Origin of the sequence: Intestinimonas timonensis (genome assembly GCF_900626145.1) — a bacterium.
GTDB lineage: Bacteria > Bacillota > Clostridia > Oscillospirales > Oscillospiraceae > Intestinimonas > Intestinimonas aquisgranensis.
The window spans coordinates 1045173-1071529 of the sequence record NZ_LR130817.1 but is presented as its reverse complement, the minus strand read 5'-3'; the positions used below and the strand labels follow the sequence as shown (position 1 = coordinate 1071529).

Genomic DNA, 26357 nt, shown 5'->3' with positions numbered 1-26357 from the left:
CTGAGCTTTGCAACGCGCAAAGCTCAGAACCCTTTTTTTGAATATATCTGCTTACCGGGTCAGCACCTTCTGGTGCCCCTCCTCTTCGGAGGTATCCGGCGTTTCCAGTCCAAACATCTCCAGAGCGGTTGCGTCGCCCGCCAGCAAGGCAGACTTCAGGTCCTCCAGAGCCTCTTTATGCTCTTGGATCTCATCCAGCCGTTCGGATGCGCTCTCCTCAAACTCCCTCAGGCCCTCCTGGGCGGGAGTCAGCTCCTCCACAGGGTTCTCTCCGTACAGCTCCTCCATCCGCTCCGCAATGGTGTGGGTGTCGCCGCTCTCCTCCAGGATCTCGATCTCATCCAGACTGCTGGCCTCATACACGTCATCCCCAGCTCCGTCGGAGATATCCGTCTGTATATCTTCCTGGGGCGCGTCGAAGATGCCCTCCGATTCAAAATCGATGCCGCTCTCCTCGCAGGAAACATCATTATCTGTACTCAAATCGCCGGAGACATCCATGCTGCTTCCGAATTCATCGCACATATGTTATTCTCCCTTCTCCCGGGGAAGCAGAATAGTCTCCATTTCCCGCGGGGTAAATACAAAGCCTTTTTCCAACGCTGTCTTCCGCAGAAGCCGTAAGCGGGCGCAGAAGCACAGCCGTTCAAAGTCCAGCTCCGGCGTCCCCTCCCAGAGGGCCAGGGGTTTGTGCAACAGGATTGCATACTGTGCCGCGGTGCTGCGGTCCTTCATTTTGACGCCGTTTTCCTGCAGGACCCGAGCGGCGTAGTAGTCCGCCCGGTCCCGAAGCACAAGATCGCAGCCGCCGGCGCACTGGGGACAGAGTTCGCATTCCCGGTAGGGCTTGAGCTGATCCCCATAATGGGTCCAATAGGTCATGCGTCCGGCAATCTCCTCGTCTGGGACAGACAGGCGGATACCTTTGGCCGCCCGGCTGTCGGTGGTCTTCACTAACTGGGGCGTGTCCAGGCGGCTGTAATAGACGAAGGCCTCTCCCACGCCCAGACGGCCCAGATGCTGCCGCTGGGTCTCCTCCATGCCGGTACTGTCCGCCAGAGCCGCCTTCTCCTCCCCCTGCACCAGACGGAAGGACACTTTGATATCCGTATTGGCCACGATAGGCCGGCTGACCGCCGTGGGCGACTGGTCGGCAATGAGGATGCCCGTGCCGTAGGAGCGGATCTCCGCAATCATGTTTTGCAGGGCACGCACTGTGGTGTCCTGCCCGCCCGCACCGTCGGACCGGGACTTGCCCCCCAGCAGTACATGGGCCTCGTCAATGAGGATGATGTTTTTCAGCTCTCCGTCGCCCTTTTGGTTCTGCTTGGTGTGGGTGCAGATGGAGATCAGCATAAGTGCCATAATCAGTGCTTTCTGCTCCTGGTTTTCAATGGCATTCAGCTCCAGCACGGTTGGCTTGGACAGCAGATCATCCAGCGGAATGGTGTGAATGGTATCATAAATACTGGCGTTCTGTTCCAGCAGATTCATCAGCCGCAGCGTACCACCGGACTGCAAATTACTGCGAACCTCGCCGCTGTATCCGGAGTTGGCCACCAGCTCCTTGAAGCAGAGGATGAACTCATACAGGCCGAAGGGCTGCACATCCGGGTCTCCTGCCCTGCTGCTGTTCTTCCAGCCGTATTTCGTATAGGCCGCCCGGACAGCGGACAGGAAAATCATATCCAGGGGCGAAGGCATGGAAAACGCCGCCTGAAAGGCGCTGACCAAACTGGGGATGTACTTCTCTACCGTGATGTTCCGGGGCGGCTGGAAGGGATTGCAGAGGTAGGGGGATACACCGCTGTTGCCGGGGGTGAAGATCTGCAGATCCGGGATGGTATCGATCATTGCCCGGTATTCGGTTTTCGTGGGCTCAATGGCCAGGAAGGGGATGCCCTTCTCATAGAACTGCAAAAGCATATCCACGGAGAAGGTGGTCTTGCCGGTGCCGGGGGTGCCCACGATAAGGCCGTGGCGGGTGAAGGCTTTCAGCGGCGCGCCGATGCGCACCCGCTCATCTCCCGCCAGGTGACCGAAGACGATATTGTCCACCGCCAGCACCGCCGTGTCAAACAGCGCCCCGGACAGATCCACCCGGTTACTGACGATGCCGGGCAGGCTGCCGTCGTCCACGGGGATCTGTATCAGCTTCGCCGTCTCCCCCTCCGTGTAGAGATACGGCAGCCGCATGAGGGCCTCCATGCCCTGCAAATTCTGCCACAGCGCCCCGTCCCGGTACTGGTAGATAAGGGCGCTGCTGATGTTCCATGGGGAGAACAGCAGGTCCCGCCCCAGGGAGAAGGCTCCCGTCAGGTCGGTGTCTGCCAGGGACACCCCCCGCAGGGCGCTCTGGACCCGGGCCAGCAGGGTGGCACAGGCGGCGGGCTGCCCGCCTACCAGCAGGTTCATCAGAAAGCGGGGGCCGCTGTCCTGGGCGTAATAGGTGTAGGTTTCCAGCGGCCTGCGGGCGGTGTCGTCCCCCATGACGGGGGTTTGCCCGGGCATTCCGCTGACCGCCTGAGAAAGCATCTGGCGCATCTGCTCGGTGGCGAACTGTTCCTCCGGGGACAGGGCCGCAGGGATGACCTGCACGGACAGCGCCGCACCCGGCGCGCCGCACAGGACCGTCAGAAGGGATGCGAAGTCCAACGCGCAGCCCTGCAGGGTGTCATAGTGGTAATAGGGAAATTGTGCGAATAAGCTCATGGGAACCTTCTCCTGCCGCACAAGAGCGTGGAGCTGCCCCTCCGACTGTACCAGCAGGCCCGTCAACGGCTCTCCCCCGGACAGGGAGCAGCCCTTCTGGGTGAGCACCGCCTCCATGGCGGACAGGAAGGCGTCCATCTCCCGCTCTGCCTGCGCTGCCGTGACGGACAGCTTCCGCAGCAGCAGGAACAGCCGTACCCGGGCGGGAAACTTCTGTCCGCTCACCGGCTGGGACAGCCAGAGAAGCTCCAGCGCCGCAGACTCCCCGCACAGCCGGGCCAGGTCTCCCAGCAGACCCTCAAAGACCTGTCCCATCCGCCCGGAGTCCGGGCCGAACACATCCATATGGGGCAGGGCCGTCACCTCCCGGACGGTCAGGCCCAGATAGCGGCCATCCTCCAGCTCGGTTCCTTGAAACAGGGGCATACCGCCGCCTCCTTACTCTTTTCTTCTTATGATTTTGAAACGGCCCGCCGATATGTCGGGCCGTTCCCTGTTATCCTTTGTATACATAACCGCCCATCAGCTTTTTCTTAAAGCCTCTGAGCATTTCCTGACAGTCAAAGCCCATCTGCTGGGCTGTGGCCATCCACTGATAGGCCTTGTTATCGTCCTTTTTGCAGCCGTTGCCCATCAGGTACGCCGCGCCCAAATAATAGCAGGCCACGGCGCCGTCCTTTACCTCTGTGCGGTGGTTCTCACAGATGTCGGTCAGCAGATCCACATACAGTCGTGAATCCAAGTCACGCATGCCGCCGTCCAATCGGGAGCACCTGTCCAGTGCAAACGCCAGATAGAGGCGGGCCTCGGGGTCCTGCGCGGGATGGTTGGCCCGCAGCAGTTCTCTTGCCCGCAGCAGATACGCGGTGGAACGCTCCTCATTCTCCTCATTCAGTGCAGCCAAAAAACAGCACACACCCAGTTCAGTCTCGATACTGGCGGAGTCACATTTTCCGCCGTTGGCACGAGCCTGCGCCGCCCAGGACAGGCAGGTCTCCAGATCCCGCACACACTCCGCCGCGGCAGGCGCGCCCACTGTTTTCCGCAGGGCATGGGCCAGAACGTTGCCGCTCAGGGCTGCCAGAGCCATACAGCGGACATCTCCGGCTTCCGCACCCTTCAGATACCAGTTTTGAGCTTCCTGATACTGTTTTTCCTGTTTCCAGTAATACTGGCCCAGCTGGAACATGGCCTCCTGATCGCCATTATTTGCCAGATGAATGGCTTCTTCCAATGTCATATGCTTCGCACCTCTCTTTTTTAACGATTGTAGTAGGGGCATTCACGACAACGACTTTCGCTTGTGCAGTATGTGTCGAAATCATGCAGCGTGGAATTGCCGGAGCAGTGGAGACATTTCCACTCACCGTTCTCGTAGTAATAATAAGGGCATCTGAAATCGCTCATGATCTTACTCTCCTTTCATTTTCGGGAACCGGATAAGGACCGACACCTCACATTGTTTTTCAGCGGACAGGCGCGTTGCGGCGCAGGGCCTCCAATTCGACGCCCGCCTTGTCTCTCTGCGCTCTGAATGTGTCCTGCTTTTGCTCGCTCTGTGCGATAGCCTGTTTCAACGCATCGATGCGATTTGAAGTCCTGCTGCACCGACAGATGCGGAAGATCAGCAGACCAAGAGGGAGCGCTACAAAAGAGATCGTCATAAGAAGCTCCATCCCCGAGGTGACGCCAACGCCAAACAAAGCGATCCCTGCGAAGACACAGCCGATCACCAGAGCAATCAGATTTCCCTTTCGGATCGGATGCGCGACGCCGGGAGATATGTTCTCCAAATACGCATCAAGTTCTCGGCGGTGAGCCTTTGTCACTTCTTCCTCTGCACGGAACTGGTCATGCGCCTTGTCAAAGGCACTGCGGACCTCTTCCAGCGCGTTTTCGTAGGTCCTGAGTTTTTTCTGATATTCTTCTTCGGCCGCCTGCTCATTGCGACGCTTTTCTTCCGCAGCCGCCTGCTCATCACGATGACGCTGATCGGTCTGGGTTTTTACCGTGGAGACTTTTTCAGAAAAATAGTCCTGGATCTCCTTTTTTGCCTCCTCCAGCGCGAACTCCAGTGCCCGCTTGCACACCAGCGGCATGTCAGCCTTGCCTGTGCCGCTGTCATAGAAGTACTTTTCCCAGTCCATCAGCCGGGTCAGGCCCCACCAGCCCCGGTAGTCGGCAGGATACTCATCGGTCATCTGCCGGAAAGCAGCATGAGCCTTTTCCGTCTCTCCCAGCCGCAGGAAGGTCTCCGCCCGGTCGGCCAGAGAGTCGCTGTTCTGGATGCCCTCCACCTTTACCGGGCCGGACAGCTCCATGATCATTTTCTTGACGGTTTCCTTCTTGAAGCTCATGCCGCAGCTTTCGCAGACCGCCTTTTCTCCGTCGTCGCTCATCACCAGAGCGCCGCCGCACACACTGCATTGTAATTTTTCCATACTTCGCATCCTTTCGTTTATTTCTTTCTCGTCAAGGCTCCGATGATCGCACTGATGCAGGCGATGATGACTACAAAACCGAGAAAACCGGCTCCTTTTGCCGCTGGATCCCGCAGAAGCACAATGGTAAAAATGATGATGGCCACCGGCACGATGCAGGCGAGAAGTCTTTCCCTGCGGATACGCTTCCTCACCTTCTGCTCTTTCTGGCGGCGCAGCGCCTCCGCTTCCCGGCGATCCTGCGACGCTTTTTCCGCCTTCATCCGCACCTCCTGCGCCTGTCGCTCCTGCTCGGCAACGGCCGCCTGCCGGACCTTTCGGAGCTGCTCCGCATAGTCATCCTCCATTGGCAGCGCAGCTCCTGTCTGCTCTGCCCCGCACTGGGGGCAGCAGTATTTTCCCATGGGGGTATGGGGAAAGGTCTCCCCCTCGTATCCGCAGGCTTTACACTTCATCTTTCTTCCTCCTCATTTCGCGCGGCTCTCTTGGCGCGGTTTTCCCGCTCCCGTTCCGCAATCATTCTGCCGCCCAGCACCGTCCCGCCGCCGCAGAGCAGACAGGCCGCCACCAGCACGATCTCCACAATAGCGCCCCATTTGAGCGGCAGGAAGGTGACGATGACGCCCGCCGCCAGCTGAAGCACAAAAAAGATGGTCAATACCACACCCAGGGCCATTGGCAGATGGGCGATCCCGGCCTGGAAGGCGTCCTTCCAGACAGCGGCGAGAGACAGTCCCAGCACCAGAACCGTGCATGCAAGGCCCAGCCAGGCCCCCGGCCGAGTGAAGCCTGTCAGCAAAAACACAATGGCCTCGTAGGCCAGAAATACGATCCCATACCCGATGGAAAATCCGATCTTATATCCCATATCTCGCTCCTTCCTCACATCCGGCTGAGCACTTCCTGAATTTTCTTGTCGTAGACCTCCTGAGGGATCAGTCCCGCGTCCAGCATGGTCTTTAATTTTTGCAGCACGGCTACCGGGTCCTCCTGGGCAGGGGTGGCGGTCGCCGCAGGGGCGGGAGCAGGCTCCGCCGCCTTGGCTTTCAGCGGGCTGGGGGCCGCACCGAAGGGATAGGGCGGCGGCGTGAAGGGGGATGCGGGCGCCGCCGGGGCGCTCTGCTGGCCACCGAAGGCTTTGGGCGGCTGGGAGAACGCCTGATCCATCAGAGGCTTGGCGGCTCCCCGGAGCATCTGGCCAAATCCGAAAGCCAGGGGCATCTGAGCCATCATGCCGCCCACATTATTGGCGCTGCCGGGGTTTTGGGCGTACTCCTTGGCGATCTCCGCCATTCTTTCATCTGTCCAGTTATAGCCCAGCAGATCCATGCGCTGCTTTTCCGCCATGGAGGAAATGCCCAGAGCGCTGGCGTCGGACAGGGCGGACTGGATCTTCTGATAGTCTTCATCAGCCAGACGGATGCCGGAGACGAAGAATTTCACCAGCTTCACGCCGAATTCAGCCATCTCCTCCCCAAGCACCTCCTGCATGGCGGCGGAGATCTCATTCAGGTGGGCATTGGCGATGGTAAAACTCACCTGGCTGAGCAGCGTGGTCAATTGTGATTTGACCCGGGTGACGATCATCTCCCGGAAGTAGCTGGTCAGGGATTCCGTGGTAAATTCCCGGTTGGTGCCGTTAAAGCTCACCAGGAATTGCTTGCTGTCCCCGATCTGGACGCCCATGCCGCCGTTGGCGCCGGCGTGGATCAGGATATGGAACTGGGGGTCCATGGCGATGACCTGGTCGGGCGTCCCCCACTTCAGATCCATGGGGATGGACTTGTTGATGTAGTAGACTTCGCAGTGAAAGGGCGACACACCCCCGGTGGGGATATTCAGCAGGCGGCGCAGCAGGGGGATATTCTCCGTTTTCAGGTCGTGCCGGCCCGGGCCGAAGGTATCCAGTACCTGGCCGTTGCACATAAAGAGAGCCTCCTGGGACTCATGTACGATCAGGTGGGAACCGGTGTTGAAGTCCTCACAGGGGTGCTTCCACACCAGAACGTCGTTTCCTCCCTCATAGTTGATGACATCCAAAAATTTCAAGCTCATATCTGTCTCTCCGTTCTCAGTTGATCTGGCAAACAAAAAAGTAGACTACCCATAATATGGATAGTCTACCATATCTCCTGTGAGCCTTGGCGGGCCGCGGCTCATCTTACCATGGTGAAATCAGCGTTTGGAAAACTGGAAACGGAGCAGAAACAAGATGCCTCGTACGTTCAGCTCAATGCTCATGGCCAGCCAGGCTCCAACCAGTCCCAGCGGGCGGATAAGCAGCATGGACAGGGGCACCCGTACCAGCCACAGGCTCCCCAGCATCAGTGTGCTGGAAACAAGGGTGTCTCCCCTGCCTTGCAGGATACCGGCGCACACCAGCTGGGTGCCGTACATCAGTTCTGCAAAGGCCTCGATCCGGAGGATCTTCGTGCCCAACAGGATCAGTTCCGAATCCGGCGTCAGCGTCCGCATGAGCTGTGGGGCGAACAAGAACAGTACCACGGACAGAGCGATGGTTACCATGGCTGCAAAGCCGATCCCAGCCCAACCCATTTGTCTGGCCCTTTTTTTATCGCCCGCGCCAATCTCCCGCCCGGTGATCGCAACCTGGGCAAGGCCGATGCCATAGGCGGGCATATAACAGAAGCTCTCCGCTGTGATGGCCAGAGAATGGGCCGCCATGGCCACATTTCCAAGAGGGGCGATCATCCCAACCACCGTTGTCTGGGCAAAGCGCATGACCACCTGTTCCAACGCGATAGGAGAGCCAAGCCGAAAGGCCCGGCCCAGGACCTCCCGAAACCCAGGGGCAAAAAAGGGCTCGCCCCGGCGCAGCTTCATGCCGGGTTCCCGGGCCAGGAGCATATACAGCATCAGCAGCCCGGTCAGGATCTCGGACAAGGCTGTTCCCAACGCGGCGCCCTCCACGCCCAGTCCCGCGCCGGGAACGGTCAACGGTAAGTGGAACAATTCCAGCCGTCTGGTAGGGAAAATCAGCAGAAAGTTGAACAGAACATCCATCCCGTACATCCCGGCAGTCAGCATCCCCGGCACACGCATATTCCCGCTGCTTTGCAGCATCCCTGCCGCGTAACCGTTCAGCTGAACAAAGGGCATGGAGATGGTATAGATCTGGAAATACCGGGCGGCAGACCCGTGAATGGACGCCTCCGCCCCCAGCCAGACAGGAAGGCGGATGCTGAGCCACAAGCCCAGCAAAGCCATACACATCCCAACACAGAAGGCTACCCAAAGGCCGTGACGCATAATGCCTCTGGTGCGCGCCTGTTCTCCTCCACCGCTGGCCTGGGCAGCCTGTACGGTGAAGCCTGTGGTCAGAGTGGCGCACAGTCCACCAAACAGCCAAGTCACACTCGCCACAACGCCAGCGGCAGCCGCGGCATCGGCATTCAGATGTCCCAGCATGGCCGCGTCGATGTACTGCATGACCACCGAGGAGACCTGGGCCCACATGGAAGGAAGCGAGAGCCGCATCACCAGCCGGAAAAGCTCCCGTTTATTTGTACTGCCGCAATTGTTCATAGACATCCTTCTCAAAACAGGCAAAATTTTGTTCCTCCGCCTTTTGGAACCAGGCGGAGGCCAGCTTTTGCTGATTGAGCTTTTCCTCCGTTGTTTTCGCCGCGCCATGCGCCGCCAGTGCCAGCTTACCCAGGACGAGACTTGCCCTGGCGCTCCCGTCATGGGAGGCCTTTTCCAGATAACGGCGGTATTTCTGATCGTCCGGACGGATTCCGTCCGCTCCATAGAAATGCCGGGCCAGATGGTAGGACGCGTTGGGATAATTCATCCCTGCCGCCTGCTCCAGCATCTCCCGGGCCTCCTCTATGTACCCCAGCCGCAGGTCCAGCATGGCAAGTTCATCCATGGCAAACACATTGCCCATGGCTACCGCCTGCTTCCACCTGGTCCGGGCCGTCTGCTCTCCGGTCAGGCCGGCCTTTGCCAGAGCCTGCTCCCGGTACGGCTCGTAGGCAGGGTTATCCAGAAACTGCGCCGCTTTGATGGGGCCCCAAAAGGAACCCATCCGCTCCGCCTGGTCAAAGTAGCTGATGGCGGCGGCAAGTTCCGTCACGATCTCTTCGGAACGCGCTTCCGCCCCGGGCTGTTTCCGCAGCCGGTCCGCCCGCAGCAGCGCCAGGTCACCCAAGCCGCTCACCGCGTGGTGGAACTTCTGCGCCGCCGCCAACCGGTAATACCGCTCAGACTCCTCCATCCGCTGTTCCGCGGACAGCTCCCCTGTCTCGTCGTGCAGGAGCATATAACCATAGGAATACAGGGCAGGGGCATAAGGCGGCTGACTGGACGCCGCCCGCTTGAAGTAATGGGCCGCCTGTTCCAGATTGCGCTCCACTACATACGTTCCATTTGGGCCGCCGGCTTCGTTTTTTACCACGAATTCCATGCCCACATAATAGAAGCCCGCCAGATTGCTGGAGGCGATCACATTCTGCCCGGCCATCCGCCGCAGGGCGAAGAAGAAATCAATACTGGTGGCCTCATAGCAGTCGCAGGTCAGGTAATACTCCTCCACCTGCCGCTTCATGTTGACCTTTCCAAACGCCGTCTCCTCCACGGACTCCTCGGGACTGCGCCGCTCCCCCAAATAGGTCTGCACGATCTCATACAGGATGGTGGCCAACAGCATGCCGTCCGCCGTTTCAGCCTGAGCTAAAATTCCCGACGCGCAGGAGAGCTCCCCCTTTAGGCGGAGAAACAGCTCGCCCAGATCAGTCCCATGGCGGTTCGCACTGTACCGGAGCACTGCCGCAAGGCGCTTGCAGATCTCCCGTTTATGCTCTGCCTGGGCGTAATGAACACAGTGGAATTTGGGGATGCCCATGCCGGGATCGTCATTGATATGCTTGCCGATATTACTGGAGCTGTTATCCAGTCCGCCCTTGAAAAACGCCTCGATATCCTGTCTTCCGCGCTCTCTCGGTCCATCTCGCTCCGCCGTCTCCATGTACGCGATCAGTTCCTCCGGGAATGCCTCCGAATTGGTCATGCCGAAAATCGCGTTATAAAAGAAAACCTGATTGTCAAACAGCTTATTGCCCTTTCCAGACAGAATTTTTTGAAGTTTTCTCAGCACGGTCTCTTTCTGAAACATTCTCCCACACCTCTGACAAGTCCCTGTGCGCATCACCGCCAGTTCTCCATATATATTCAATAAACCATAAAATCATAGTATGCCATGTGCTCTCATGCAAGCAAAATGATAAAATCACCATGGTGATTTTATCTGAACGCATTCGCAATACGATAACGGCATATACCAAACCCCGTATCTGAGCGTTCCATGATCTCCGGCGGAATCTTCTTTAGAATCTTACGCCCGAAACTGGTTGTCCCAAAATAGGCATCAAAGTTTGCCACCGGCAGAACCACCCATTCGGAATCATCCGGCTTGTTGGCCAGATAATAAGCTACCACGGTGACGACCATATGCAAGGGAACCTCCTTTGGCGTTGCTGCACGGAGGCGGTCTATCAGCTCGTCCGGAAGTTCCACGTCTGTACAGCACAGAGGACCCTGTTCCAACGCATTGGCAAGAATATCTTTAAATCGCAGACCCCACTGCCCTTTTGTCGTGGGCGAGAACACCGGCATCTGCATTTGCGTGACCTTATCCCGCCAGGCATCGTCAAATCCCCTCTCCAGTTTGGCGCACTTCTGTGGAGTTCCGCTGTATACGGCTCCGGGGTTGTCTTTCACAAAGGCGATCACCCCATGTACATGGCGGTGAAACCAGCCGCTGCCTTCTTCATCCACCAACAGAGGAAACTCTCCGTGAAGATCTCTGAAATCTGTTTTGAACTGCCACGCCGCTTTAGGCGTGGCTTTTTCTTTGTCCGGAACACTGCACCAGGCACATAGACCCCGGTGCGCATATTCGATCCGCCCACGTGGCTCTGTTGCTAAACTTCCATCCGGTTCATGGAATAGGAATCCTCTGGAAAGGATGGTCAGTACCCGGGTCAAGCCCTCAAAATCCATCAGCGTGTCAAAAGTGAACCGGCCCAGATAGGTGCTATCCTGCTTGTTGGCAGCAGTATAGCGAACCGTACCGGTATAATCTGAAAACTCCTTCCACTCATTCAGCATAGGGCACCTCCAGTATATTCTCTTCAATGTGGTCCGGCAGTAGGTCCCAGAGCAGCTTTCGCTTGCAAAGTGCCACTACATACCGCACGGCAATGCCGGGGCGAACAAGCCTGTCCAAATATTTTCGGCACACTTTGGAAACCACCGCGCGTTCGTCTCCTGAAAATGGATTTTTCATATATGCTTCCATCATGGCTGTAAAATATGGCGAGTCTTCCTTTCGAATCAGCTTCTTTCGCTCTCTTCCTCTATTTTCATCATCCACATCGCAGACCAGATCACCCAAAATACGAAAACCACTGTGCCGGAAATCCGTCATCAGGTCATAGTAGTCAACTGCCTCCGGGAGATGCTCTATCAAAAATGCCTCCCTCTCATCAGGTGTCATGAAATACCACTGGCAGGCAGAGATGGCCTCCCGCAGTACAGCTATGTGCTCCGGTGGCAGCTGCTGGAAAATAGCGTACAGCTCGTCGGAATCATACAGCTCCTCCTGTCCTCTGGCATAGAGAATGCGGTCAATGTCAATCTTTCTCTGCTTGTCTTTCACTGGGATACGGCAGGCCCGAATGCGGGATAAACAGTGTTCATAGTCCTTCAGCAGCTCAGAAACAGAAGAAAGGACTTGCTTATCCAGCTGATTTTTCCAGCCGCGTTCCTGTGCAAAGCGAAACAACTCACTGTCCTTTGCAGGCTTAGCCTTGATTCTCGGTGTGTTCTGCTCCAGCTGCCGTGCCAAATACGGTAACCGCTCAATATGCGAATCCACCTTACTCCAGTCCGTCTTTTCAAAGAAAGCGTCCAGTTTTTCCTTGTGGCTCGGTTCATACCAGGCCCGCCGAGTCTCCTCAAACTGTTCTGCCAGATATTTATACTGGAGGAACGCACTGCGCTTTACCCGCTTTCCGCCAATATACGCATCCAGATCAGGCCGAATACCGCTTTTAGAGGCATTGATCTCCAGCCCACTGAGAATAGCCAGCGTTTCGATTTCCCGGCGGTACTTCTTCCGTTCTTCCGGGGCGGCGCTCTCACTGTATGCAATGACACTGCGGTCCATAGCGGCGTTGCAGATTTGACCAATGCGGGCGGCGAAGGTGTTCTCTACGGTGCAGAATCTCGCCCTCCAGTCTCCAGCATTGGACTGCGGCGCTGACAGGGACGGGATCTTCAGCAGCGGCAAATTGGTATTGTTGGAAAGCTTCTGGTATGCGTCATACTCGTAGTTCCGCTTAACACATCGGTTCAGAATCGGATCAGCAATGGTTTTGATCAGATCACCGTCATAGTCAGCTCCTCCCAGACGCTCTGCCGACAGCGTGTCTGCGGACACCATAACAACATCCGTCAGATGACCGAGGTAGTGAGCGCGGAGCTCGTCATCTGTTGGGTACACGGAAAGCTGAAGCTCCTCATTACGTGCGATGTGAGGATTGCGAAGCAGAGTGCAGCTTTCGTCACATTCATAGACAGCGCCGGGAGCATAGAAGCTGTCCTCCGCAAACATATCAGCGTTGACAGCATCACAGAAAGCACGCTCAGACGGCATCTGAAACACACGCGGAACCATAAGCTGCCGCAGAAGTTCCAGCAGATCTCCAGACAGAAAACGGTTATCTCCCGGAACCAGAAGATGCCCCACAGCGTAGCCTTTTAAAATCTTTTTCGCTTGCGCGTCCAAAGCGTCGGCATAAATCGGTTCATGAATAAACAGCGGATTTTTGCGCAGTACCCGGGCAAGCATATGTGCTCGGCTCCTGCGCGGCTGATCAACGCCTTTCAGAAAATACTCACGACGGAAAGCCTCGTTGGCGCAGAAATCATAGTAAGCCCTCTCGGTTGCCTTGGTCAGCCACTTCCGCTCATCCTCCTCTGGGCTGAAACTCCAGCCATCAGGAAGATCCGCAGGCCGGAACTCCTCCGGCTGAATAGAAACCGTAGACAGAAATTGATAGTTCAATTCAATGAGCTTCCCAGGCTCTTCCTTGCTCACATTGGTGATATACAGGGCATGACGATATTTCCGGAATGTCTTCCAGTAGTCTTTCCAGGTCATACCGTTTTCCCGCAGCCAATCATAAGCTTTGAACTGACTGCGGGTAAGGATGATGTCCACATCCTTGACTGCGTGATTTACACCCCATATATCCTGAATGATCTGTGTACCGGAGCGCCTCAAAAAATCCTTGAAGTCTACCTGATGCAGCATCCCTTTGATGTAGGGCATACGGATCTGAAACGACGTATGGCTGTGCCTGCCGCAGCAGGCCTTGTCCACTGTCTCAGCGTACTCCTTCGAGATCAGTCCGACGCCGTCAAAGCAAGTAACCTTCACATCCTCCAGTGTTTCTACTCTGTGATATTTTCCAGGCTTGTTCCCTTCCCGAACCGTGATGACGGGAACTCTTTCCATGATCTTCGTCGGATTATCGATCACAATGACACGGTGGGGCTTGTCGATATGAATGCTGTCCACCCGTGTTCCGCCGGAAAATAGCAGGCCGTTGTAGGCATAGAGCTTACTGAGCTGGCAGCGCTCCATGGTCATATCCAGCATGATGCGTCGGCGCATGGGCTCATACAGATCTGCCCGGATAAACGAGAGCCTTGAGCTTCTGCTCATGCTGGCGGAACGCTCAAAGCTGACATAACGGTGAGGCCCGCTGCCAAAATCCAGCGTAACTCCTTCGGGTCGAAACATATCTCTGGCTTTCTCGCGGCGGGTTTTTTGTGTCTGATTCGTACCTCGGCGATCAAAAATGCCGGAGAAGTCCATGTAAAAAATAACGTCCGTAAAGTCGGTAATATGCGCATCCGTCGGCAACCGGTAACGGTCTCCGTGGATTTGACACATGAGCTGAAAAAACATCGCGCAGTCGTCCTGCTCGTGCTTTGCTCCGGTCACCTTGCAGTGCTCGGTAGCAGTGCGATTCAACCGAAACGTATAAATTCTATTTTCCTCTCCGGCATAACTCATGACCGCTCTGGCCGAGAGTTCATAGATCGTATATTTTACCATCAGCATACACACCTCCGTCCGTTTTGAGTATATCACAAACCTTTTCAAATGCAAAATGAATACTGCTCCCACCTTTTTTGATGCAGGAGCTTTTGTATTCAAAATTTGAAAAGGAGGTTTCGTTTATGAACAAACCAACACCGCTGCAAACCATCGACGGCGAGAGCCTGATGAGCCTTCCGCTCAAGCCGCTGAACTTCGTGGTGGACACGCTGCTGTCACAGGGACTGCACATCCTCGCGGGTTCTCCCAAGGTGGGCAAGTCCTGGCTGGCGCTGTGGCTCTCCGTCATGGTGGCGAAGGACGAACCCGTCTGGGGGATGCCGGTGAAGCAGGGCACTACCCTCTACCTCTGTCTGGAAGATTCTACCCTCCGCATCCAGAACCGCCTGTTTGAGATCACGGAGGACGCTCCCGCCAATGTCCACTTCACTACCCAGAGTGACATCCTGGGTAAGGGACTGGAGGAGCAGCTCTGCACCTTCCTCACCGAACACCCCGACACGGTACTGGTCATCATCGACACGCTGCAGATGATCCGTGGTACCAACTACGACAACACCTACGCCAATGACTACTGTGACCTCTCTGCGCTGAAACGGATCGCAGATGCTCACGGCATCGCCATCCTGCTCATCCACCACCTGCGTAAGGAGACTGCTGACGATGTGTTCAGCCGCATCTCCGGTACCACGGACATCAGCGGTGCGGTGGATTCCAGTTTTACACTGGTGGAGGAACGGCGCGGCAGCGGCAAGGCGAAGCTATCCTGCATCGGTCGTGACATTGAGTACCGGGAACTTACACTGGAGCGCAACGGCGAAAACGTGTGGGAGATGGTAGCAGACAGCAGAACACAGCCGGAGCTGCTGGGCGACCGCATCGTCTATCTCATCTCTGAACTGATGCGCGGCCGCACAGAATTTATCGGAACTCCCACGGAGCTGTCTGAGAAGATCGACCCTGCTGGCATGGAGCGCATCACTCCCAAGAAAGTATCCCGGCTGATCCTGCAAAACCTTGACGCACTAAGCAAAATCGGCATTTCCGGTGTGGTGCGCCGCAGCAACGGAAAGCGGCTTATCGAGCTGCACCGTGCCGATAGTGACGATGCACAGGCTGCCCCAGCGGTCGACCCTGTTGACCCTGTCGGGGCGCTGTGCGGCGATTTGCTGGAGGCTTCCAGCCATGGCGAGTGAACTCCCGAAGGAGAAAAGAAACGCCGTTTTGGGCCGCTTGTGTCCGAAGTGCAAAACGCAGGGGTTCGGCGGAGACATCACCCCTCAAGAAAACTCCCGTAAAATCATTCGCAAGCCCAACAAAGTGGGTTGCGAATGAAGAGGAGGCGCAGCGGAATGAGCGAGTTTTCGCCGTCGGCGGCGGAAACGAGTGATATGCAGCTTGTGCCGACGACGGCCAGCATCGCGTTTGTCTGGTCTGCGACAACGCCGCTGCCCTGCCTTCCGCCTGTTTGTGGGGCGTTGCCCCACACCCCATTTTTACAAAAGACTGGAGGAAACAATATGAAAAAGGATACCAAATTCAGCACACGCATGGCATCTGAAGACCGGGAGGCCATCAAAGAACTGGCGAAGCAGTCCGGTATGTCCATGAGTGATTATGTGACCGCCTGCTGTTCGGGTAAGCAAGTCGTGGTCATTGATGGACTGAAAGATGTGCTGAAGGATCTGAAGTCCATCGGCAGAAATCTGAACCATCTCGTCACCCTGGCGCATATGGGACGAGTGACCGTGATCGATCTGGAAAGTGTGCGTCAGACGTTCTCTGAACTCTGCGCAGCAGTCCGGTTGATCCTGGAACGAAAGCAGTGGTGACTATGGCGATCATCTCCCTGTGTTTCAACCCAGGGAGCAGAAGCGGAAATCAAAGACTATGACCGTCGGGGAATATCACACGGCGGCTCGTGGTCGGAGCAAGAAGCTGCATCTCATGAATGTCATCAATGACTGCATGCGCCACGCCTCCAACCGTGATGAATTCATTGCACTGATGGAGAGCGAGGGCTACAAAATACGCTGGGAGAAGTCCCGGCGGAACATCACCTACACTACACCCAGCGGCTGGCAGTGCCGTGACCGCCTGCTGTTCGGTGACAAATATCTGAAGGAGAATATGGAATATGAATTCAGGATCAGACAAGAGATTATCCATGGACGAGCTGTTAGAGAAGAACCGTCCCGCGCAGACTGTGCAGAGCACACCGCAGCCGACGATGCACGAGCGGACTCCTCCCGAAGTGCATCCCACGAAAGAGGAATGGGAGGAACTGATAGACTATCTCTACACACTGGGGTACCATGCGGAGAAGCAGACTGGGCTGATGAAGAAGGCCAGCGAGTTGCTGGCGCAGCTCCCGACAAAGGCACAGATGGACGAACTGCTGAAAGCGGTGAAGCATCTGGAGCAGATGGCCGAACAGGCTGGGAAGCAGAAAGAGAAGCGTTTTTCTCTGCCCAGGATCAGCCTGCCCAGTCTGGAGTTTCCGCGCCTGTCTCCGGCTCTGCTGTTGATCCCCGTGGTGCTGTTTGTCTTGTGGACGATGTGGTACAGCTTGGACACTCTCTGGGTAAGCGTAAAAACAGTCGGCGGCTTGTCAGGGTAAAATGCCTCTGCCAAACTATAAGAGTCTGAGGAAGTGCATGGTAGTACCAAGTAGTACCAGAGAGTGTCCCAGACTCCAAGATAGTGAGGTGCAGACATGGAGAAGGCAGCAAGTTTACAGAGAGCCAATCAACAACAGCGGTTGGTGGAATGGAGCCGGCGTGTGGAGGCCTGCCGGAGCAGTGGGCTGTCGGTAGGCCAATGGTGCCAGGAGAATGGAATCGCGGTATCCACCTATTTCTCCTGGCAGAGGAAGGTGTTCCAGGCCCTGAAAGAAGTCCAGGAGGTAACCTTTGCAGAGGCGCCAATCATGGAGCGTTCCCAGCTCTCCGGGCATATCGTAGCCGCTATGGAGGTAAGCGGTGTGCGGATCCAGGTCTATGGGGGAGCGGATGAGGCCACACTGCTGGCGATCCTCCGGGCAGCAAAGTCATGCTGAACGATTTTAGTTGCAGCTGTCCGGTGTACATCGCCTGCGGATACACAGACCTGCGGCGGGGCATTGATGGACTGGCCACTCTGGTAAAGAGCCAGTTCCAGATGGACCCGTTTCAGCGGGCGCTGTTTCTCTTCTGCGGGCGGCGGCGGGACCGGCTCAAGGCGCTGTACTGGGAGGGAGACGGCTTTTTACTGCTGTATAAGCGCCTGGAGAGCGGCAGTTTTCAATGGCCTCGGAGCACGGAGGAAGTGCAGGCCTTAACACCTCAACAGTACCGCTGGCTGATGGAGGGGCTGAAGACAGAGCAGCCGAAGGCAAACAAAGCAGTGAGCGGTCTGAGCGCAATATAATACCGGAAAGCATTGAAAACACTGGTTTTTTGTCCCGTTTTGTGGTATCATTTTCTCATGGAAAACGAGAAGAAGACTGCCGCAAGCACCCCGGAAATGGTGACCATCTCACGGGCGGAATATGAAGAATTGAAGCTCCAGAACCAATGGCTTCTGGAGCAGCTTGGTCTTGCAAAAAAACGGCAGTTTGGCACATCCTCAGAGCGGCTCCAGGAGGGCCTAATGGACCAACTGTCTCTCATGGCAAATGAGGCGGAGGCCTACGCCTATGGGACGAAAAATGCCACAGCGGAACAGGTGGCGGTGAAGGCCCATGCCCGCAAGCGGCACAGCGGCAATGTACTGGATATCGTGCCGGAGGGAACCCCTACGGAAGTGGTGGAGCACCGCCTTTGCGAAGAAGAGCGCACCTGTGATACCTGCGGTGCCGTGATGGAGGAGATTGGGAAAGAGGTGCACCGGAGCCTGAAGATGGAGCCGGCCCGGTTCTGGATCCGGGAGGATGTGTACTACACCTACGCCTGCAAGCAGTGCGAGGCGGAAACAGGCGAAGGCAATCTCCGGAAAACACCCAAACAGCCGACGCTCTGCCCAGGCAGCTTCGCCTCACCAGAGGCGGTAGCCCATATCATGACGCAGAAGTTTGTCATGTACGCGCCACTGTACCGTCTGGAGCAGGAGTTCCAGCGGCAGGGGCTGAAGCTGTCCCGGCAGACGATGGCCAACTGGATCCTGCAGGCCTCGGACACCTGGCTGCGGCCGGTGTATGACGCCCTGCACCGGCAGCTGTGCCGGGAAACCGTGCTGCACGGGGATGAGACCACGCTGCAGGTGCTGAAGGAACCGGGCAGGACTTCTACAAGCAAGTCCTATATGTGGGTCTACCGGACCAGCGGCTGCGCCGAGTATCCCATTGTCCTGTATGAGTACCAGACCAGCCGGAAGGCGGAGCACGCGGCGGCCTTCCTCAAGGACTTTTCCGGCTGGCTGCACGCGGACGGCTACCAGGGCTACCACAAGCTGCCGGAGAACATCCGGGTGGTGGGCTGCTGGGCTCATGCCAGGCGAAAATTTGACGAGGCGCTGCAAACGCTGCCCAAAGAGAAACGGCAGGAATCTCTGGCGGCCACCGGCGAGTGTTACTGCACCAGGCTGTTTCAGTTGGAGCAGGCTCTCGTGGAACTGACGCCGGAAGAGCGCTATACCAAGCGGCTGGAACTGGAGAAACCGGTTCTGGACGCTCTGTTGGCATGGGCAAATGAGACCAGCGCCAAGACGGCGCCCAAGTCCGCCTTGGGCAAGGCGCTGCACTATCTGCGGGAGCAGTGGCCCTATCTGGTACGCTATCTGGAGGACGGCAGGCTGGAACTCTCCAACAACCGTGCCGAGCGCAGCATTAAGCCATTCGTCATGGGCCGGAAGAACTGGCTCTTTTCCAACACCCCGGCCGGCGCCCAGTCCAGCGCTGTGATCTACAGCCTGATTGAGACCGCAAAGGAGAACGACCTGGATCCCTACCGCTACCTGGTTTGGCTCCTTAACCATGCACCTGGCCTGAGCCGGACGGATGAAGTCTGGGCGGAATCTTTCCTCCCGGTGAACGCGCCCCAGGAATGCAGAAGTCCTAAATCATATTAGAACTGCAGGCCGCCATCTCAATGCACAGGTACTGAGATGGCGGCCTTTTTATGCGCAGGGAGATTTGACGGTTACTGGGATTCGAACCCACGACCTCTCGGACGCGAACGAGCCAGAGCGTGTGATTTATACTGGTTTTTAACTATTTTAAGTGGTTTTTTCTCACTTTCATTTCATCTTTAGACCTCTCCTAACCACAATGTTCCGCGTATCCCGGAAGCGTCTGTGGTGGGTGTTGTGGTCATGCAGCGAGCCTCGCCGGAACGCCCGGCGAGGCTCGAGTGGTATCTGTGGGTCAATGGTAACTCTGTTCGGCCTGTTCGTCAACTGTTTCTTCGCAAGGGCACCGCAGGCGGTGCTATGCCTAATCAAAGAATAAACCACGGCAACAGCTGTCTGATTTACCGCCGGAGCTTTTTGTCGGACAGGTCCCCATACACCGGGGTCGCCAGACCGAAGCCGCCGGACACGGTCAGGATCTGGCCGGTGATATAGGCGGCTTCGTCACTTGCCAGATACACTACCGCCGCCGCGATTTCCTTCGGCAGTCCCATCCGGCCAAGGGGAATATGCCGCAAAAACAGGCTCCGGAATTCCTCTGTCAGGTTTTTCTCCACTGCTTCTGTTGCAGTCATTCCCGGCAACACCGCATTACAACGAATTTTATTTTTTGCTTCATGGACTGCGATCAGCTTGGTCAGATAGTTGATCGCCGCCTTGCTGGTTCCGTAAGCCACCTGAGAAATGTCCGGGACGATGCCGCCTACTGAGGAAATGTTGATAATGCTGCCGCCTTGCTTTGCTGCCATATGCTTTGCCGCAGCCTGACTGGCCATAAAGACGCTTCGCAGGTTCAGGTTGATGGTATCCAAAAATGCAGAAGGTTCGGTATTTGAAAAATCCAGATCCTTACCGGGGTTGGAGGTGCCGAAATTGTTGACCAGCACGTCGATACCGCCCGCATCGTTCACCACATCTTCCACCATAGAAAGAAAGGTTTCCGGTTGCATCGCATTGTTGAATACGCATTGCACATTGCAGCCTTGCGCGTTCAGATCATCTGCGATTTTTTGTGCCCGTTCCAGATTTCTGGCCGCCATATAAACAATGGCACCTTCCTTTGCGCAGGCCTTCGCACAGGCAAGGCCGATACCCCGGGTGGATGCGGTGACTAATACGATCTTGTTTTTTAATCTCATATCGTTTCTCCTCTGCTACGAATCTTAGGCAAAAAGAATACGGCAGCGATGCCGGAAGCGATGCATATCAGCTCCGCAATTGCCAAGGAGTGAATGGATTGGACGGCGGCATCCGCCCCGGTTGCCCCGCCTGCGATCAGACCGGTGATCTGATTGGTAAACAACGGGACGAATACCGCCACGCCAAAGGGCGCAGCCAGATCCCGGAACAGCCCGTAGGTTCCGGTGCCTGCACCGGCTTCCTGTGGAGACAGCCCGGACAGTGCTACTTTCATGAATATCGTTCCGTTTCCACCCAGGCCAAAACCGAGAATACCCAAAGATGCCATCAGCAGCAGGATGGAGGTTGCTTCCGAGAAGAAAAATAAGATCCCGCAGCCGATGCCTGTCAGTAGCAGTGAGCCGATCAGTACGCGCTTTGGTTCAAACCGGTCTGCCAGCGGCCCCAAAAGCACGGCACCCAGCGACATTCCCACATACATCACAGAGATGGCATAGCCGGAGACCGCGGTGTTGTCCGGCTGCGTATAATTTACGAAAACGATGGTGTTGGTCATGTTTGCCTGCATCAGTCCCTGTGTCAGAAACAGCGCAAGGACGCTGAGCACAAAAGCGCTTCGTAACATAAATCTGCCGGGCAGGATGGGATTCTTTGCTTTTCTTTCGGCTGTGATCAAACCCGCCAAGCTGATGATGGCAGCAATCAGCACACCCAAGAATGCTTTTGATATCCAGCCAAAGTTCTGTCCGAAGGGCGGAATGCACAGTACCAGACTAAAGAAGATCAGTACCAGCACTGCACCGCCCCCATCAAAGTTTTGCAATGGCCGTCTCTGGGAGTCCTGCTTCCCGATCGTCAATGCACAGGCGATAAAAGTGATGGTGCAGATGGCCACACATACCCACAGCATAGCACGCCAGCCATAGGCAGCGATAATAAGACCGCCCAGTGTCGGCCCAAGAATAACGGACGCGCTGGAGATCAGCATATACAAGGAAAACCCCTTCGCTGCCTGATTTTGCGGAAACTCTGTGACAATATAAGCCATGATCACGGGCGTCATGGCGGCAGTGCCGATGCCAACCACGAACCGGGCCACCATCATAAATACAAGGGAGTTTGACAGTGCCGACAGAATATTTCCCAATGTAAACACAGCGATCCCAGCAAGAAGTGTGGTCTTGCGCCCGATAACATCTCCCACCTTTCCCAAAATAGGAGCGCAGGCGGCGGTGGACATGGCCTGAGCCAGTGCTGTCCATGTGGTGTTATTGTAGGCAATTCCAATATCCTGCACAAAGGACGGACCAAGTACCGTAGAAAAACCGCCCACGATACCAATCAAGAAAGCAGCCAATGCGTATGGAATGAACCCCTTTTTGTATGCGTTGCTTTGCTCCATTTTTTCACTCCTTTTACGGTAGTATGCCCTGATGTGAGTACATTATTTGCGTTTTTCCGGACATACTTTCTTTAGAAGGAGGAAATGACATGAAGCAAACATTTTATATCTGCAAGCATTGCGGCAATATCGTTGCCATGATACGGGATGTCGGCGTTCCAATTATGTGTTGTGGTGAAAAAATGCATGAAATGATACCCGGCACAACGGAAGCTTCCGGTGAGAAGCATATCCCTGTTTACGAGATGGACGGTAATACCGTTCATGTCACAGTGGGGGCGGTGGAGCATCCCATGATCCGGGAACACTATATCGAGTGGATCTGTCTGGAATCCGAACATGGTATTCAGTATGCCCATCTGGATCCGGATGACAAGCCCAAAGCAAAGTTTGCCCTCTGTGAGGGCGATGAAGTCCGGGCGGTCTACGCATTCTGCAACCAACACGATCTTTGGAGGAATTAAGCTATGTCTATGATCAACAAGGAAATATCCGATTTTCGCACCTACGCGTTCCACGAGAACGATTTTAAATTTGTATCTAAGGAAGATATTCTCGGCAAGTGGAGCGTATTTTTCTTCTATCCCGCTGACTTCACCTTCGTCTGCCCTACAGAGCTGGAGGACCTGGCGGACAAGTACGAGCAGTTCCGGGCCATCGGCTGTGAGGTTTACTCCGTGTCCACAGACACCCATTTTGTCCACAAAGCATGGCACGATGCGTCCGATCGGATCAAGAAGATCAATTACCCCATGCTGGCTGACCCCACCCACAGTATCTCCAGAGACTTCGAGGTGCTGATTGAGTCCGATGGTCTGGCCGAGCGGGGCACCTTTATCATCAACCCCGAGGGCAAAATCGTGGGCTACGAGGTAACGGCCGGTAACGTGGGCAGAAACGCCGAAGAACTGCTGCGAAAGGTTCAGGCCTGTCAGTTCGTCCACGCCCATGGCGATCAGGTCTGTCCTGCCAACTGGACGCCCGGCGCGGAAACCCTGAAGCCCAGTCTCGATCTAGTCGGTCAGCTTTGATGGAAAACTTATATGATGTGATCGTGGTCGGCGGCGGCCCTGCGGGTTTAACTGCCGCCCTTTACCTTGCCCGGGCGAAATACCGGGTGCTTGTTTTGGAAAAGCTGCAGTTTGGCGGCCAGATCTCCATTACCAACGAGGTAGTCAATTATCCCGGCATTGAGCGGACCAGCGGCCAGGCACTTACGGATACGATGCAGAAGCAGGCAGCAGCATTTGGCGCAGAGTTTATGCTGGCGGAAGCGACCGTCTTTGACCTTTCCGGGGACATCAAGACGGTGCACACCAACCGGGGCGACTACCGCTGTTTCGGGGTACTGCTGGCCACCGGTGCCCATCCCAGAACGGTTGGGTTCAAGGGGGAAGAGGAACTCAAAGGCCGGGGCGTTGCCTACTGTGCCACCTGTGACGGCGAGTTCTTTACCGGAAAGGACATCTATGTGGTGGGCGGCGGCTATGCCGCAGCAGAAGAAAGTGTTTTTCTGACCAAATTTGCACGTCATGTAACGATACTCATCCGCAAAAATGACTTTTCTTGCGCCGCGTCTGTTGCGGATCAGGCAAAAAATCACGAAAAAATCACCGTTCTGACCAACACGGTTCTGGAGGAAGTGGCCGGTAAAAACGGGCTTCACTATGCCCGGTATAAAAATACCGCCACCGGAGAAGTGACGGAAGTGAAAAGCCCCGCCGGCGAGACCTTTGGCGTTTTCGTCTTGGCCGGATATGCGCCTGACACCGAAATGCTGAAAGGTACGGTGGAACTGAACGAACAGAGCTATATCGTGACCGATGCCGCCCAGAAAACCAGTGTGGACGGCGTATACGCAGCCGGGGACGTGTGCATTAAGCCACTGCGGCAGGTGGTCACGGCTACCAGTGACGGCGCTTTGGCCGCAACGGAGTTGGAAAAATATGTGGCAGCCATGCAGCGCAAGACCGGCCTACGCGCCAACGTACCAGCGTCAAAGCAAAGCGAAACAGCTGTCACAGTTGACACACAGGAAGCAGATGGATCCGGGGAGCTTTTCACCGCTGAGATGCGTCAGCAGCTGGATACGGTTTTTGACCGGATGGAAAGCCCCCTGCTGCTGAAGCTGTATCTGGATGACCGCACGGTGTCGCAAGAACTGGAACAGTTCATCACTGCCTTGGCAGAGTTGTCCGACAAACTTACGGCTTCTGTTGCGGAACGCAGCGCATCCAGCGACAATGCTCCATGTGTTACCGTGTGCAGAGCCGATGGAACAGAAATGGGTCTGGCCTTCCACGGGGTCCCAAGTGGGCACGAGTTTACTTCTTTTGTGCTTGGCCTGTATAATGCCGCAGGTCCCGGGCAGGCAATCGACAGCGATACAAAGCGCCAAATCGCTTCGATCACAAGCACCGTGAACATGAAGCTCCTTGTTACACTGTCGTGTACCATGTGTCCGGATCTGGTGGTGGCAGCTCAGCACATTGCCGCGGAAAATCCGCATATCACCGCTCATGTATACGACATTCGTCATTTTGAAAACTTGAAAGAGCGCTATAATGTTATGAGTGTCCCTTGTCTGGTGATAAATGACGATAAAATTTCATTCGGGAAAAAGAATATGGAGCAGATTCTTCAATTGATTCTGTAATGACTGAAAATTCTGCCAGATAGTGCGAAACGAACCCCGTTGGAGTATTCCGACGGGGTTCAGTAACCGTCAAATCTCCCTGCGCATAAAAAGGCCGCCATCTCAGTGCCTGTGCATTGAGATGGCGGCCTGCAGTTCTATTATGATTTAGGACTTCTGCATTCCTGGGGTGCGTTCACCGGGAGGAAAGATTCCGCCCAGACTTCATCCGTCCGGCTCAGGCCAGGTGCATGGTTAAGGAGCCAAACCAGGTAGCGGTAGGGATCCAGGTCGTTCTCCTTTGCGGTCTCAATCAGGCTGTAGATCACAGCGCTGGACTGGGCGCCGGCCGGGGTGTTGGAAAAGAGCCAGTTCTTCCGGCCCATGACGAATGGCTTAATGCTGCGCTCGGCACGGTTGTTGGAGAGTTCCAGCCTGCCGTCCTCCAGATAGCGTACCAGATAGGGCCACTGCTCCCGCAGATAGTGCAGCGCCTTGCCCAAGGCGGACTTGGGCGCCGTCTTGGCGCTGGTCTCATTTGCCCATGCCAACAGAGCGTCCAGAACCGGTTTCTCCAGTTCCAGCCGCTTGGTATAGCGCTCTTCCGGCGTCAGTTCCACGAGAGCCTGCTCCAACTGAAACAGCCTGGTGCAGTAACACTCGCCGGTGGCCGCCAGAGATTCCTGCCGTTTCTCTTTGGGCAGCGTTTGCAGCGCCTCGTCAAATTTTCGCCTGGCATGAGCCCAGCAGCCCACCACCCGGATGTTCTCCGGCAGCTTGTGGTAGCCCTGGTAGCCGTCCGCGTGCAGCCAGCCGGAAAAGTCCTTGAGGAAGGCCGCCGCGTGCTCCGCCTTCCGGCTGGTCTGGTACTCATACAGGACAATGGGATACTCGGCGCAGCCGCTGGTCCGGTAGACCCACATATAGGACTTGCTTGTAGAAGTCCTGCCCGGCTCCTTCAGCACCTGCAGCGTGGTCTCATCCCCGTGCAGCACGGTTTCCCGGCACAGCTTCCGGTGCAGGGCGTCATACACCGGCCGCAGCCAGGTGTCCGAGGCCTGCAGGATCCAGTTGGCCATCGTCTGCCGGGACAGCTTCAGCCCCTGCCGCTGGAACTCCTGCTCCAGACGGTACAGCGGCGCGTACATGACGAATTTCTGCGTCATGATATGGGCTACCGCCTCTGGTGAGGCGAAGCTGCCTGGGCAGAGCGTCGGCTGTTTGGGTGTTTTCCGGAGATTGCCTTCGCCTGTTTCCGCCTCGCACTGCTTGCAGGCGTAGGTGTAGTACACATCCTCCCGGATCCAGAACCGGGCCGGCTCCATCTTCAGGCTCCGGTGCACCTCTTTCCCAATCTCCTCCATCACGGCACCGCAGGTATCACAGGTGTGCTCTTCTTCGCAAAGACGGTGCTCCACCACTTCCGTGGGGGTTCCCTCCGGCACGATATCCAGTACATTGCCGCTGTGCCGCTTGCGGGCATGGGCCTTCACCGCCACCTGTTCCGCTGTGGCATTTTTCGTCCCATAGGCGTAGGCCTCCGCCTCATTTGCCATGAGAGACAGTTGGTCCATTAGGCCCTCCTGGAGCCGCTCTGAGGATGTGCCAAACTGCCGTTTTTTTGCAAGACCAAGCTGCTCCAGAAGCCATTGGTTCTGGAGCTTCAATTCTTCATATTCCGCCCGTGAGATGGTCACCATTTCCGGGGTGCTTGCGGCAGTGTTCTTCTTGTTTTCCATGAGAAAATGATACCATAAAACAGGTTAA

At 56.1% G+C, this 26357-nt stretch carries 25 protein-coding genes; 10 read left to right on the top strand and 15 right to left on the bottom strand.

Annotated features, from left to right (window positions below):
- Positions 1–51: 51 nt before the first annotated feature.
- The 11 genes from E0E29_RS12040 to E0E29_RS11995 all read right to left on the bottom strand — a co-directional run bounded on the left by E0E29_RS12040 (position 52) and on the right by E0E29_RS11995 (position 14310).
- On the bottom strand, positions 52–525 hold the full coding sequence (locus E0E29_RS12040) for a hypothetical protein (RefSeq protein ID WP_130850032.1): 474 nt from the start codon (positions 523–525) through the stop codon (positions 52–54).
- A gap of 3 nt (positions 526–528) precedes the next feature.
- Entirely contained in the window at positions 529–3138 is a 2610-nt protein-coding gene (locus E0E29_RS12035) for an ATP-binding protein (RefSeq protein WP_130850031.1), read from the bottom strand.
- 70 nt (positions 3139–3208) lie between these two features.
- Positions 3209–3952 (bottom strand): SEL1-like repeat protein, encoded by a 744-nt coding sequence (locus tag E0E29_RS12030; protein WP_165449894.1) that lies wholly within the window; start codon positions 3950–3952, stop codon positions 3209–3211.
- A gap of 226 nt (positions 3953–4178) precedes the next feature.
- Positions 4179–5069, bottom strand: a complete 891-nt coding sequence (locus E0E29_RS12025) for an AAA family ATPase (RefSeq protein ID WP_130850029.1) — start codon at positions 5067–5069, stop codon at positions 4179–4181.
- Positions 5070–5170: 101 nt separating this feature from the next.
- Complete coding sequence (locus E0E29_RS12020) at positions 5171–5608, bottom strand: hypothetical protein (RefSeq protein WP_130850028.1); 438 nt, start codon at positions 5606–5608, stop codon at positions 5171–5173.
- Positions 5605–6021 carry a hypothetical protein gene (locus E0E29_RS12015; protein WP_130850027.1) on the bottom strand — a complete coding sequence of 139 codons (417 nt, stop codon included), beginning with the start codon at positions 6019–6021 and terminating at the stop codon, positions 5605–5607. Before E0E29_RS12015 ends, E0E29_RS12020 begins: the two co-directional genes overlap by 4 nt.
- 14 nt (positions 6022–6035) lie before the next feature.
- Entirely contained in the window at positions 6036–7208 is a 1173-nt protein-coding gene (locus E0E29_RS12010; protein WP_130850026.1) for an SPFH domain-containing protein, read from the bottom strand.
- A gap of 120 nt (positions 7209–7328) precedes the next feature.
- The gene (locus E0E29_RS12005) at positions 7329–8699 is read right to left on the bottom strand and encodes an MATE family efflux transporter (protein WP_165449893.1); all 1371 of its coding nucleotides are present in this window, start codon (positions 8697–8699) and stop codon (positions 7329–7331) included.
- Positions 8674–10290, bottom strand: coding sequence for a tetratricopeptide repeat protein (locus E0E29_RS18250; RefSeq protein ID WP_165449892.1), 1617 nt, complete (start codon positions 10288–10290; stop codon positions 8674–8676). Before E0E29_RS18250 ends, E0E29_RS12005 begins: the two co-directional genes overlap by 26 nt.
- Before the next feature lie 128 nt (positions 10291–10418).
- Complete coding sequence (locus E0E29_RS12000; protein ID WP_130850024.1) at positions 10419–11285, bottom strand: hypothetical protein; 867 nt, start codon at positions 11283–11285, stop codon at positions 10419–10421.
- Entirely contained in the window at positions 11275–14310 is a 3036-nt protein-coding gene (locus tag E0E29_RS11995) for an RNA dependent RNA polymerase (protein ID WP_242622487.1), read from the bottom strand. Before E0E29_RS11995 ends, E0E29_RS12000 begins: the two co-directional genes overlap by 11 nt.
- A gap of 119 nt (positions 14311–14429) precedes the next feature.
- Here E0E29_RS11995 and E0E29_RS11990 point away from each other — a divergent pair, with 119 nt between their 5' ends.
- The 3 genes from E0E29_RS11990 to E0E29_RS11985 are packed head-to-tail and all read left to right on the top strand — an operon-like array spanning position 14430 to position 16139.
- Positions 14430–15503, top strand: coding sequence for an AAA family ATPase (locus E0E29_RS11990; protein ID WP_130850023.1), 1074 nt, complete (start codon positions 14430–14432; stop codon positions 15501–15503).
- Positions 15493–15642, top strand: a complete 150-nt coding sequence (locus E0E29_RS18470; RefSeq protein ID WP_207303606.1) for a hypothetical protein — start codon at positions 15493–15495, stop codon at positions 15640–15642. The genes E0E29_RS11990 and E0E29_RS18470 overlap by 11 nt, the downstream gene beginning before the upstream one ends.
- 17 nt (positions 15643–15659) lie before the next feature.
- Positions 15660–16139: a plasmid mobilization protein gene (locus E0E29_RS11985; RefSeq protein WP_242622486.1), complete on the top strand. Its 480-nt coding sequence runs from the start codon at positions 15660–15662 to the stop codon at positions 16137–16139.
- A gap of 49 nt (positions 16140–16188) precedes the next feature.
- Here the strand turns inward: E0E29_RS11985 and E0E29_RS18245 are convergent, their stop codons facing one another.
- Positions 16189–16476 carry a hypothetical protein gene (locus tag E0E29_RS18245; RefSeq protein ID WP_165449891.1) on the bottom strand — a complete coding sequence of 96 codons (288 nt, stop codon included), beginning with the start codon at positions 16474–16476 and terminating at the stop codon, positions 16189–16191.
- Between E0E29_RS18245 and E0E29_RS18240 the strand changes: the two genes are divergently transcribed.
- The 4 genes from E0E29_RS18240 (at position 16475) to tnpC (E0E29_RS11965) (ending at position 19353) form a co-directional block, all read left to right on the top strand.
- The gene (locus E0E29_RS18240) at positions 16475–16927 is read left to right on the top strand and encodes a hypothetical protein (protein ID WP_165449890.1); all 453 of its coding nucleotides are present in this window, start codon (positions 16475–16477) and stop codon (positions 16925–16927) included. The genes E0E29_RS18245 and E0E29_RS18240 overlap by 2 nt on opposite strands.
- A gap of 96 nt (positions 16928–17023) precedes the next feature.
- On the top strand, positions 17024–17365 hold the full coding sequence (tnpA, locus tag E0E29_RS11975) for an IS66 family insertion sequence element accessory protein TnpA (protein ID WP_130849207.1): 342 nt from the start codon (positions 17024–17026) through the stop codon (positions 17363–17365).
- Positions 17359–17715, top strand: a complete 357-nt coding sequence (tnpB, locus tag E0E29_RS11970) for an IS66 family insertion sequence element accessory protein TnpB (protein WP_130848408.1) — start codon at positions 17359–17361, stop codon at positions 17713–17715. The genes tnpA and tnpB overlap by 7 nt, the downstream gene beginning before the upstream one ends.
- A 57-nt stretch (positions 17716–17772) precedes the next feature.
- Positions 17773–19353, top strand: a complete 1581-nt coding sequence (tnpC, locus tag E0E29_RS11965; protein ID WP_207303605.1) for an IS66 family transposase — start codon at positions 17773–17775, stop codon at positions 19351–19353.
- Between the two features lie 401 nt (positions 19354–19754).
- Here tnpC (E0E29_RS11965) and hdhA read toward each other — a convergent pair whose 3' ends face one another.
- Both hdhA and E0E29_RS11955 read right to left on the bottom strand, forming a co-directional pair.
- Complete coding sequence (gene hdhA / locus E0E29_RS11960) at positions 19755–20552, bottom strand: 7alpha-hydroxysteroid dehydrogenase (protein ID WP_130850022.1); 798 nt, start codon at positions 20550–20552, stop codon at positions 19755–19757.
- Positions 20549–21955 carry an MFS transporter gene (locus E0E29_RS11955; protein ID WP_130850021.1) on the bottom strand — a complete coding sequence of 469 codons (1407 nt, stop codon included), beginning with the start codon at positions 21953–21955 and terminating at the stop codon, positions 20549–20551. The genes hdhA and E0E29_RS11955 overlap by 4 nt, the downstream gene beginning before the upstream one ends.
- A gap of 89 nt (positions 21956–22044) precedes the next feature.
- Here E0E29_RS11955 and E0E29_RS18465 point away from each other — a divergent pair, with 89 nt between their 5' ends.
- The 3 genes from E0E29_RS18465 to E0E29_RS11945 are packed head-to-tail and all read left to right on the top strand — an operon-like array spanning position 22045 to position 24611.
- Positions 22045–22419 (top strand): desulfoferrodoxin family protein, encoded by a 375-nt coding sequence (locus tag E0E29_RS18465; RefSeq protein WP_207303604.1) that lies wholly within the window; start codon positions 22045–22047, stop codon positions 22417–22419.
- Positions 22420–22422: 3 nt separating this feature from the next.
- On the top strand, positions 22423–22986 hold the full coding sequence (gene ahpC / locus E0E29_RS18460) for an alkyl hydroperoxide reductase subunit C (RefSeq protein ID WP_207303603.1): 564 nt from the start codon (positions 22423–22425) through the stop codon (positions 22984–22986).
- Complete coding sequence (locus tag E0E29_RS11945) at positions 22986–24611, top strand: FAD-dependent oxidoreductase (protein ID WP_130850020.1); 1626 nt, start codon at positions 22986–22988, stop codon at positions 24609–24611. Before ahpC ends, E0E29_RS11945 begins: the two co-directional genes overlap by 1 nt.
- A 140-nt stretch (positions 24612–24751) precedes the next feature.
- Here the strand turns inward: E0E29_RS11945 and tnpC (E0E29_RS11940) are convergent, their stop codons facing one another.
- Positions 24752–26329, bottom strand: a complete 1578-nt coding sequence (tnpC, locus tag E0E29_RS11940; RefSeq protein ID WP_207303602.1) for an IS66 family transposase — start codon at positions 26327–26329, stop codon at positions 24752–24754.
- Between the last annotated feature and the right edge of the window lie 28 nt (positions 26330–26357).

Excerpts from the sequence above, each read along its gene's own strand:
- E0E29_RS12040 (WP_130850032.1), bottom strand. The coding sequence starts at position 525 with ATGTGCGATGAATTCGGAAGCAGCATGGATGTCTCCGGCGATTTGAGT.
- E0E29_RS12035 (WP_130850031.1), bottom strand. The coding sequence starts at position 3,138 with ATGCCCCTGTTTCAAGGAACCGAGCTGGAGGATGGCCGCTATCTGGGC.
- E0E29_RS12030 (WP_165449894.1), bottom strand. The coding sequence starts at position 3,952 with ATGACATTGGAAGAAGCCATTCATCTGGCAAATAATGGCGATCAGGAG.
- E0E29_RS12025 (WP_130850029.1), bottom strand. The coding sequence starts at position 5,069 with ATGAGCTTCAAGAAGGAAACCGTCAAGAAAATGATCATGGAGCTGTCC.
- E0E29_RS12020 (WP_130850028.1), bottom strand. The coding sequence starts at position 5,608 with ATGAAGTGTAAAGCCTGCGGATACGAGGGGGAGACCTTTCCCCATACC.
- E0E29_RS12015 (WP_130850027.1), bottom strand. The coding sequence starts at position 6,021 with ATGGGATATAAGATCGGATTTTCCATCGGGTATGGGATCGTATTTCTG.
- E0E29_RS12010 (WP_130850026.1), bottom strand. The coding sequence starts at position 7,208 with ATGAGCTTGAAATTTTTGGATGTCATCAACTATGAGGGAGGAAACGAC.
- E0E29_RS12005 (WP_165449893.1), bottom strand. The coding sequence starts at position 8,699 with ATGAACAATTGCGGCAGTACAAATAAACGGGAGCTTTTCCGGCTGGTG.
- E0E29_RS18250 (WP_165449892.1), bottom strand. The coding sequence starts at position 10,290 with ATGTTTCAGAAAGAGACCGTGCTGAGAAAACTTCAAAAAATTCTGTCT.
- E0E29_RS12000 (WP_130850024.1), bottom strand. The coding sequence starts at position 11,285 with ATGCTGAATGAGTGGAAGGAGTTTTCAGATTATACCGGTACGGTTCGC.
- E0E29_RS11995 (WP_242622487.1), bottom strand. The coding sequence starts at position 14,310 with ATGCTGATGGTAAAATATACGATCTATGAACTCTCGGCCAGAGCGGTC.
- E0E29_RS11990 (WP_130850023.1), top strand. The coding sequence starts at position 14,430 with ATGAACAAACCAACACCGCTGCAAACCATCGACGGCGAGAGCCTGATG.
- E0E29_RS18470 (WP_207303606.1), top strand. The coding sequence starts at position 15,493 with ATGGCGAGTGAACTCCCGAAGGAGAAAAGAAACGCCGTTTTGGGCCGC.
- E0E29_RS11985 (WP_242622486.1), top strand. The coding sequence starts at position 15,660 with ATGAGCGAGTTTTCGCCGTCGGCGGCGGAAACGAGTGATATGCAGCTT.
- E0E29_RS18240 (WP_165449890.1), top strand. The coding sequence starts at position 16,475 with ATGGACGAGCTGTTAGAGAAGAACCGTCCCGCGCAGACTGTGCAGAGC.
- E0E29_RS18245 (WP_165449891.1), bottom strand. The coding sequence starts at position 16,476 with ATGGATAATCTCTTGTCTGATCCTGAATTCATATTCCATATTCTCCTT.
- tnpA (WP_130849207.1), top strand. The coding sequence starts at position 17,024 with ATGGAGAAGGCAGCAAGTTTACAGAGAGCCAATCAACAACAGCGGTTG.
- tnpB (WP_130848408.1), top strand. The coding sequence starts at position 17,359 with ATGCTGAACGATTTTAGTTGCAGCTGTCCGGTGTACATCGCCTGCGGA.
- tnpC (WP_207303605.1), top strand. The coding sequence starts at position 17,773 with ATGGAAAACGAGAAGAAGACTGCCGCAAGCACCCCGGAAATGGTGACC.
- hdhA (WP_130850022.1), bottom strand. The coding sequence starts at position 20,552 with ATGAGATTAAAAAACAAGATCGTATTAGTCACCGCATCCACCCGGGGT.
- E0E29_RS11955 (WP_130850021.1), bottom strand. The coding sequence starts at position 21,955 with ATGGAGCAAAGCAACGCATACAAAAAGGGGTTCATTCCATACGCATTG.
- E0E29_RS18465 (WP_207303604.1), top strand. The coding sequence starts at position 22,045 with ATGAAGCAAACATTTTATATCTGCAAGCATTGCGGCAATATCGTTGCC.
- ahpC (WP_207303603.1), top strand. The coding sequence starts at position 22,423 with ATGTCTATGATCAACAAGGAAATATCCGATTTTCGCACCTACGCGTTC.
- E0E29_RS11945 (WP_130850020.1), top strand. The coding sequence starts at position 22,986 with ATGGAAAACTTATATGATGTGATCGTGGTCGGCGGCGGCCCTGCGGGT.
- tnpC (WP_207303602.1), bottom strand. The coding sequence starts at position 26,329 with ATGGAAAACAAGAAGAACACTGCCGCAAGCACCCCGGAAATGGTGACC.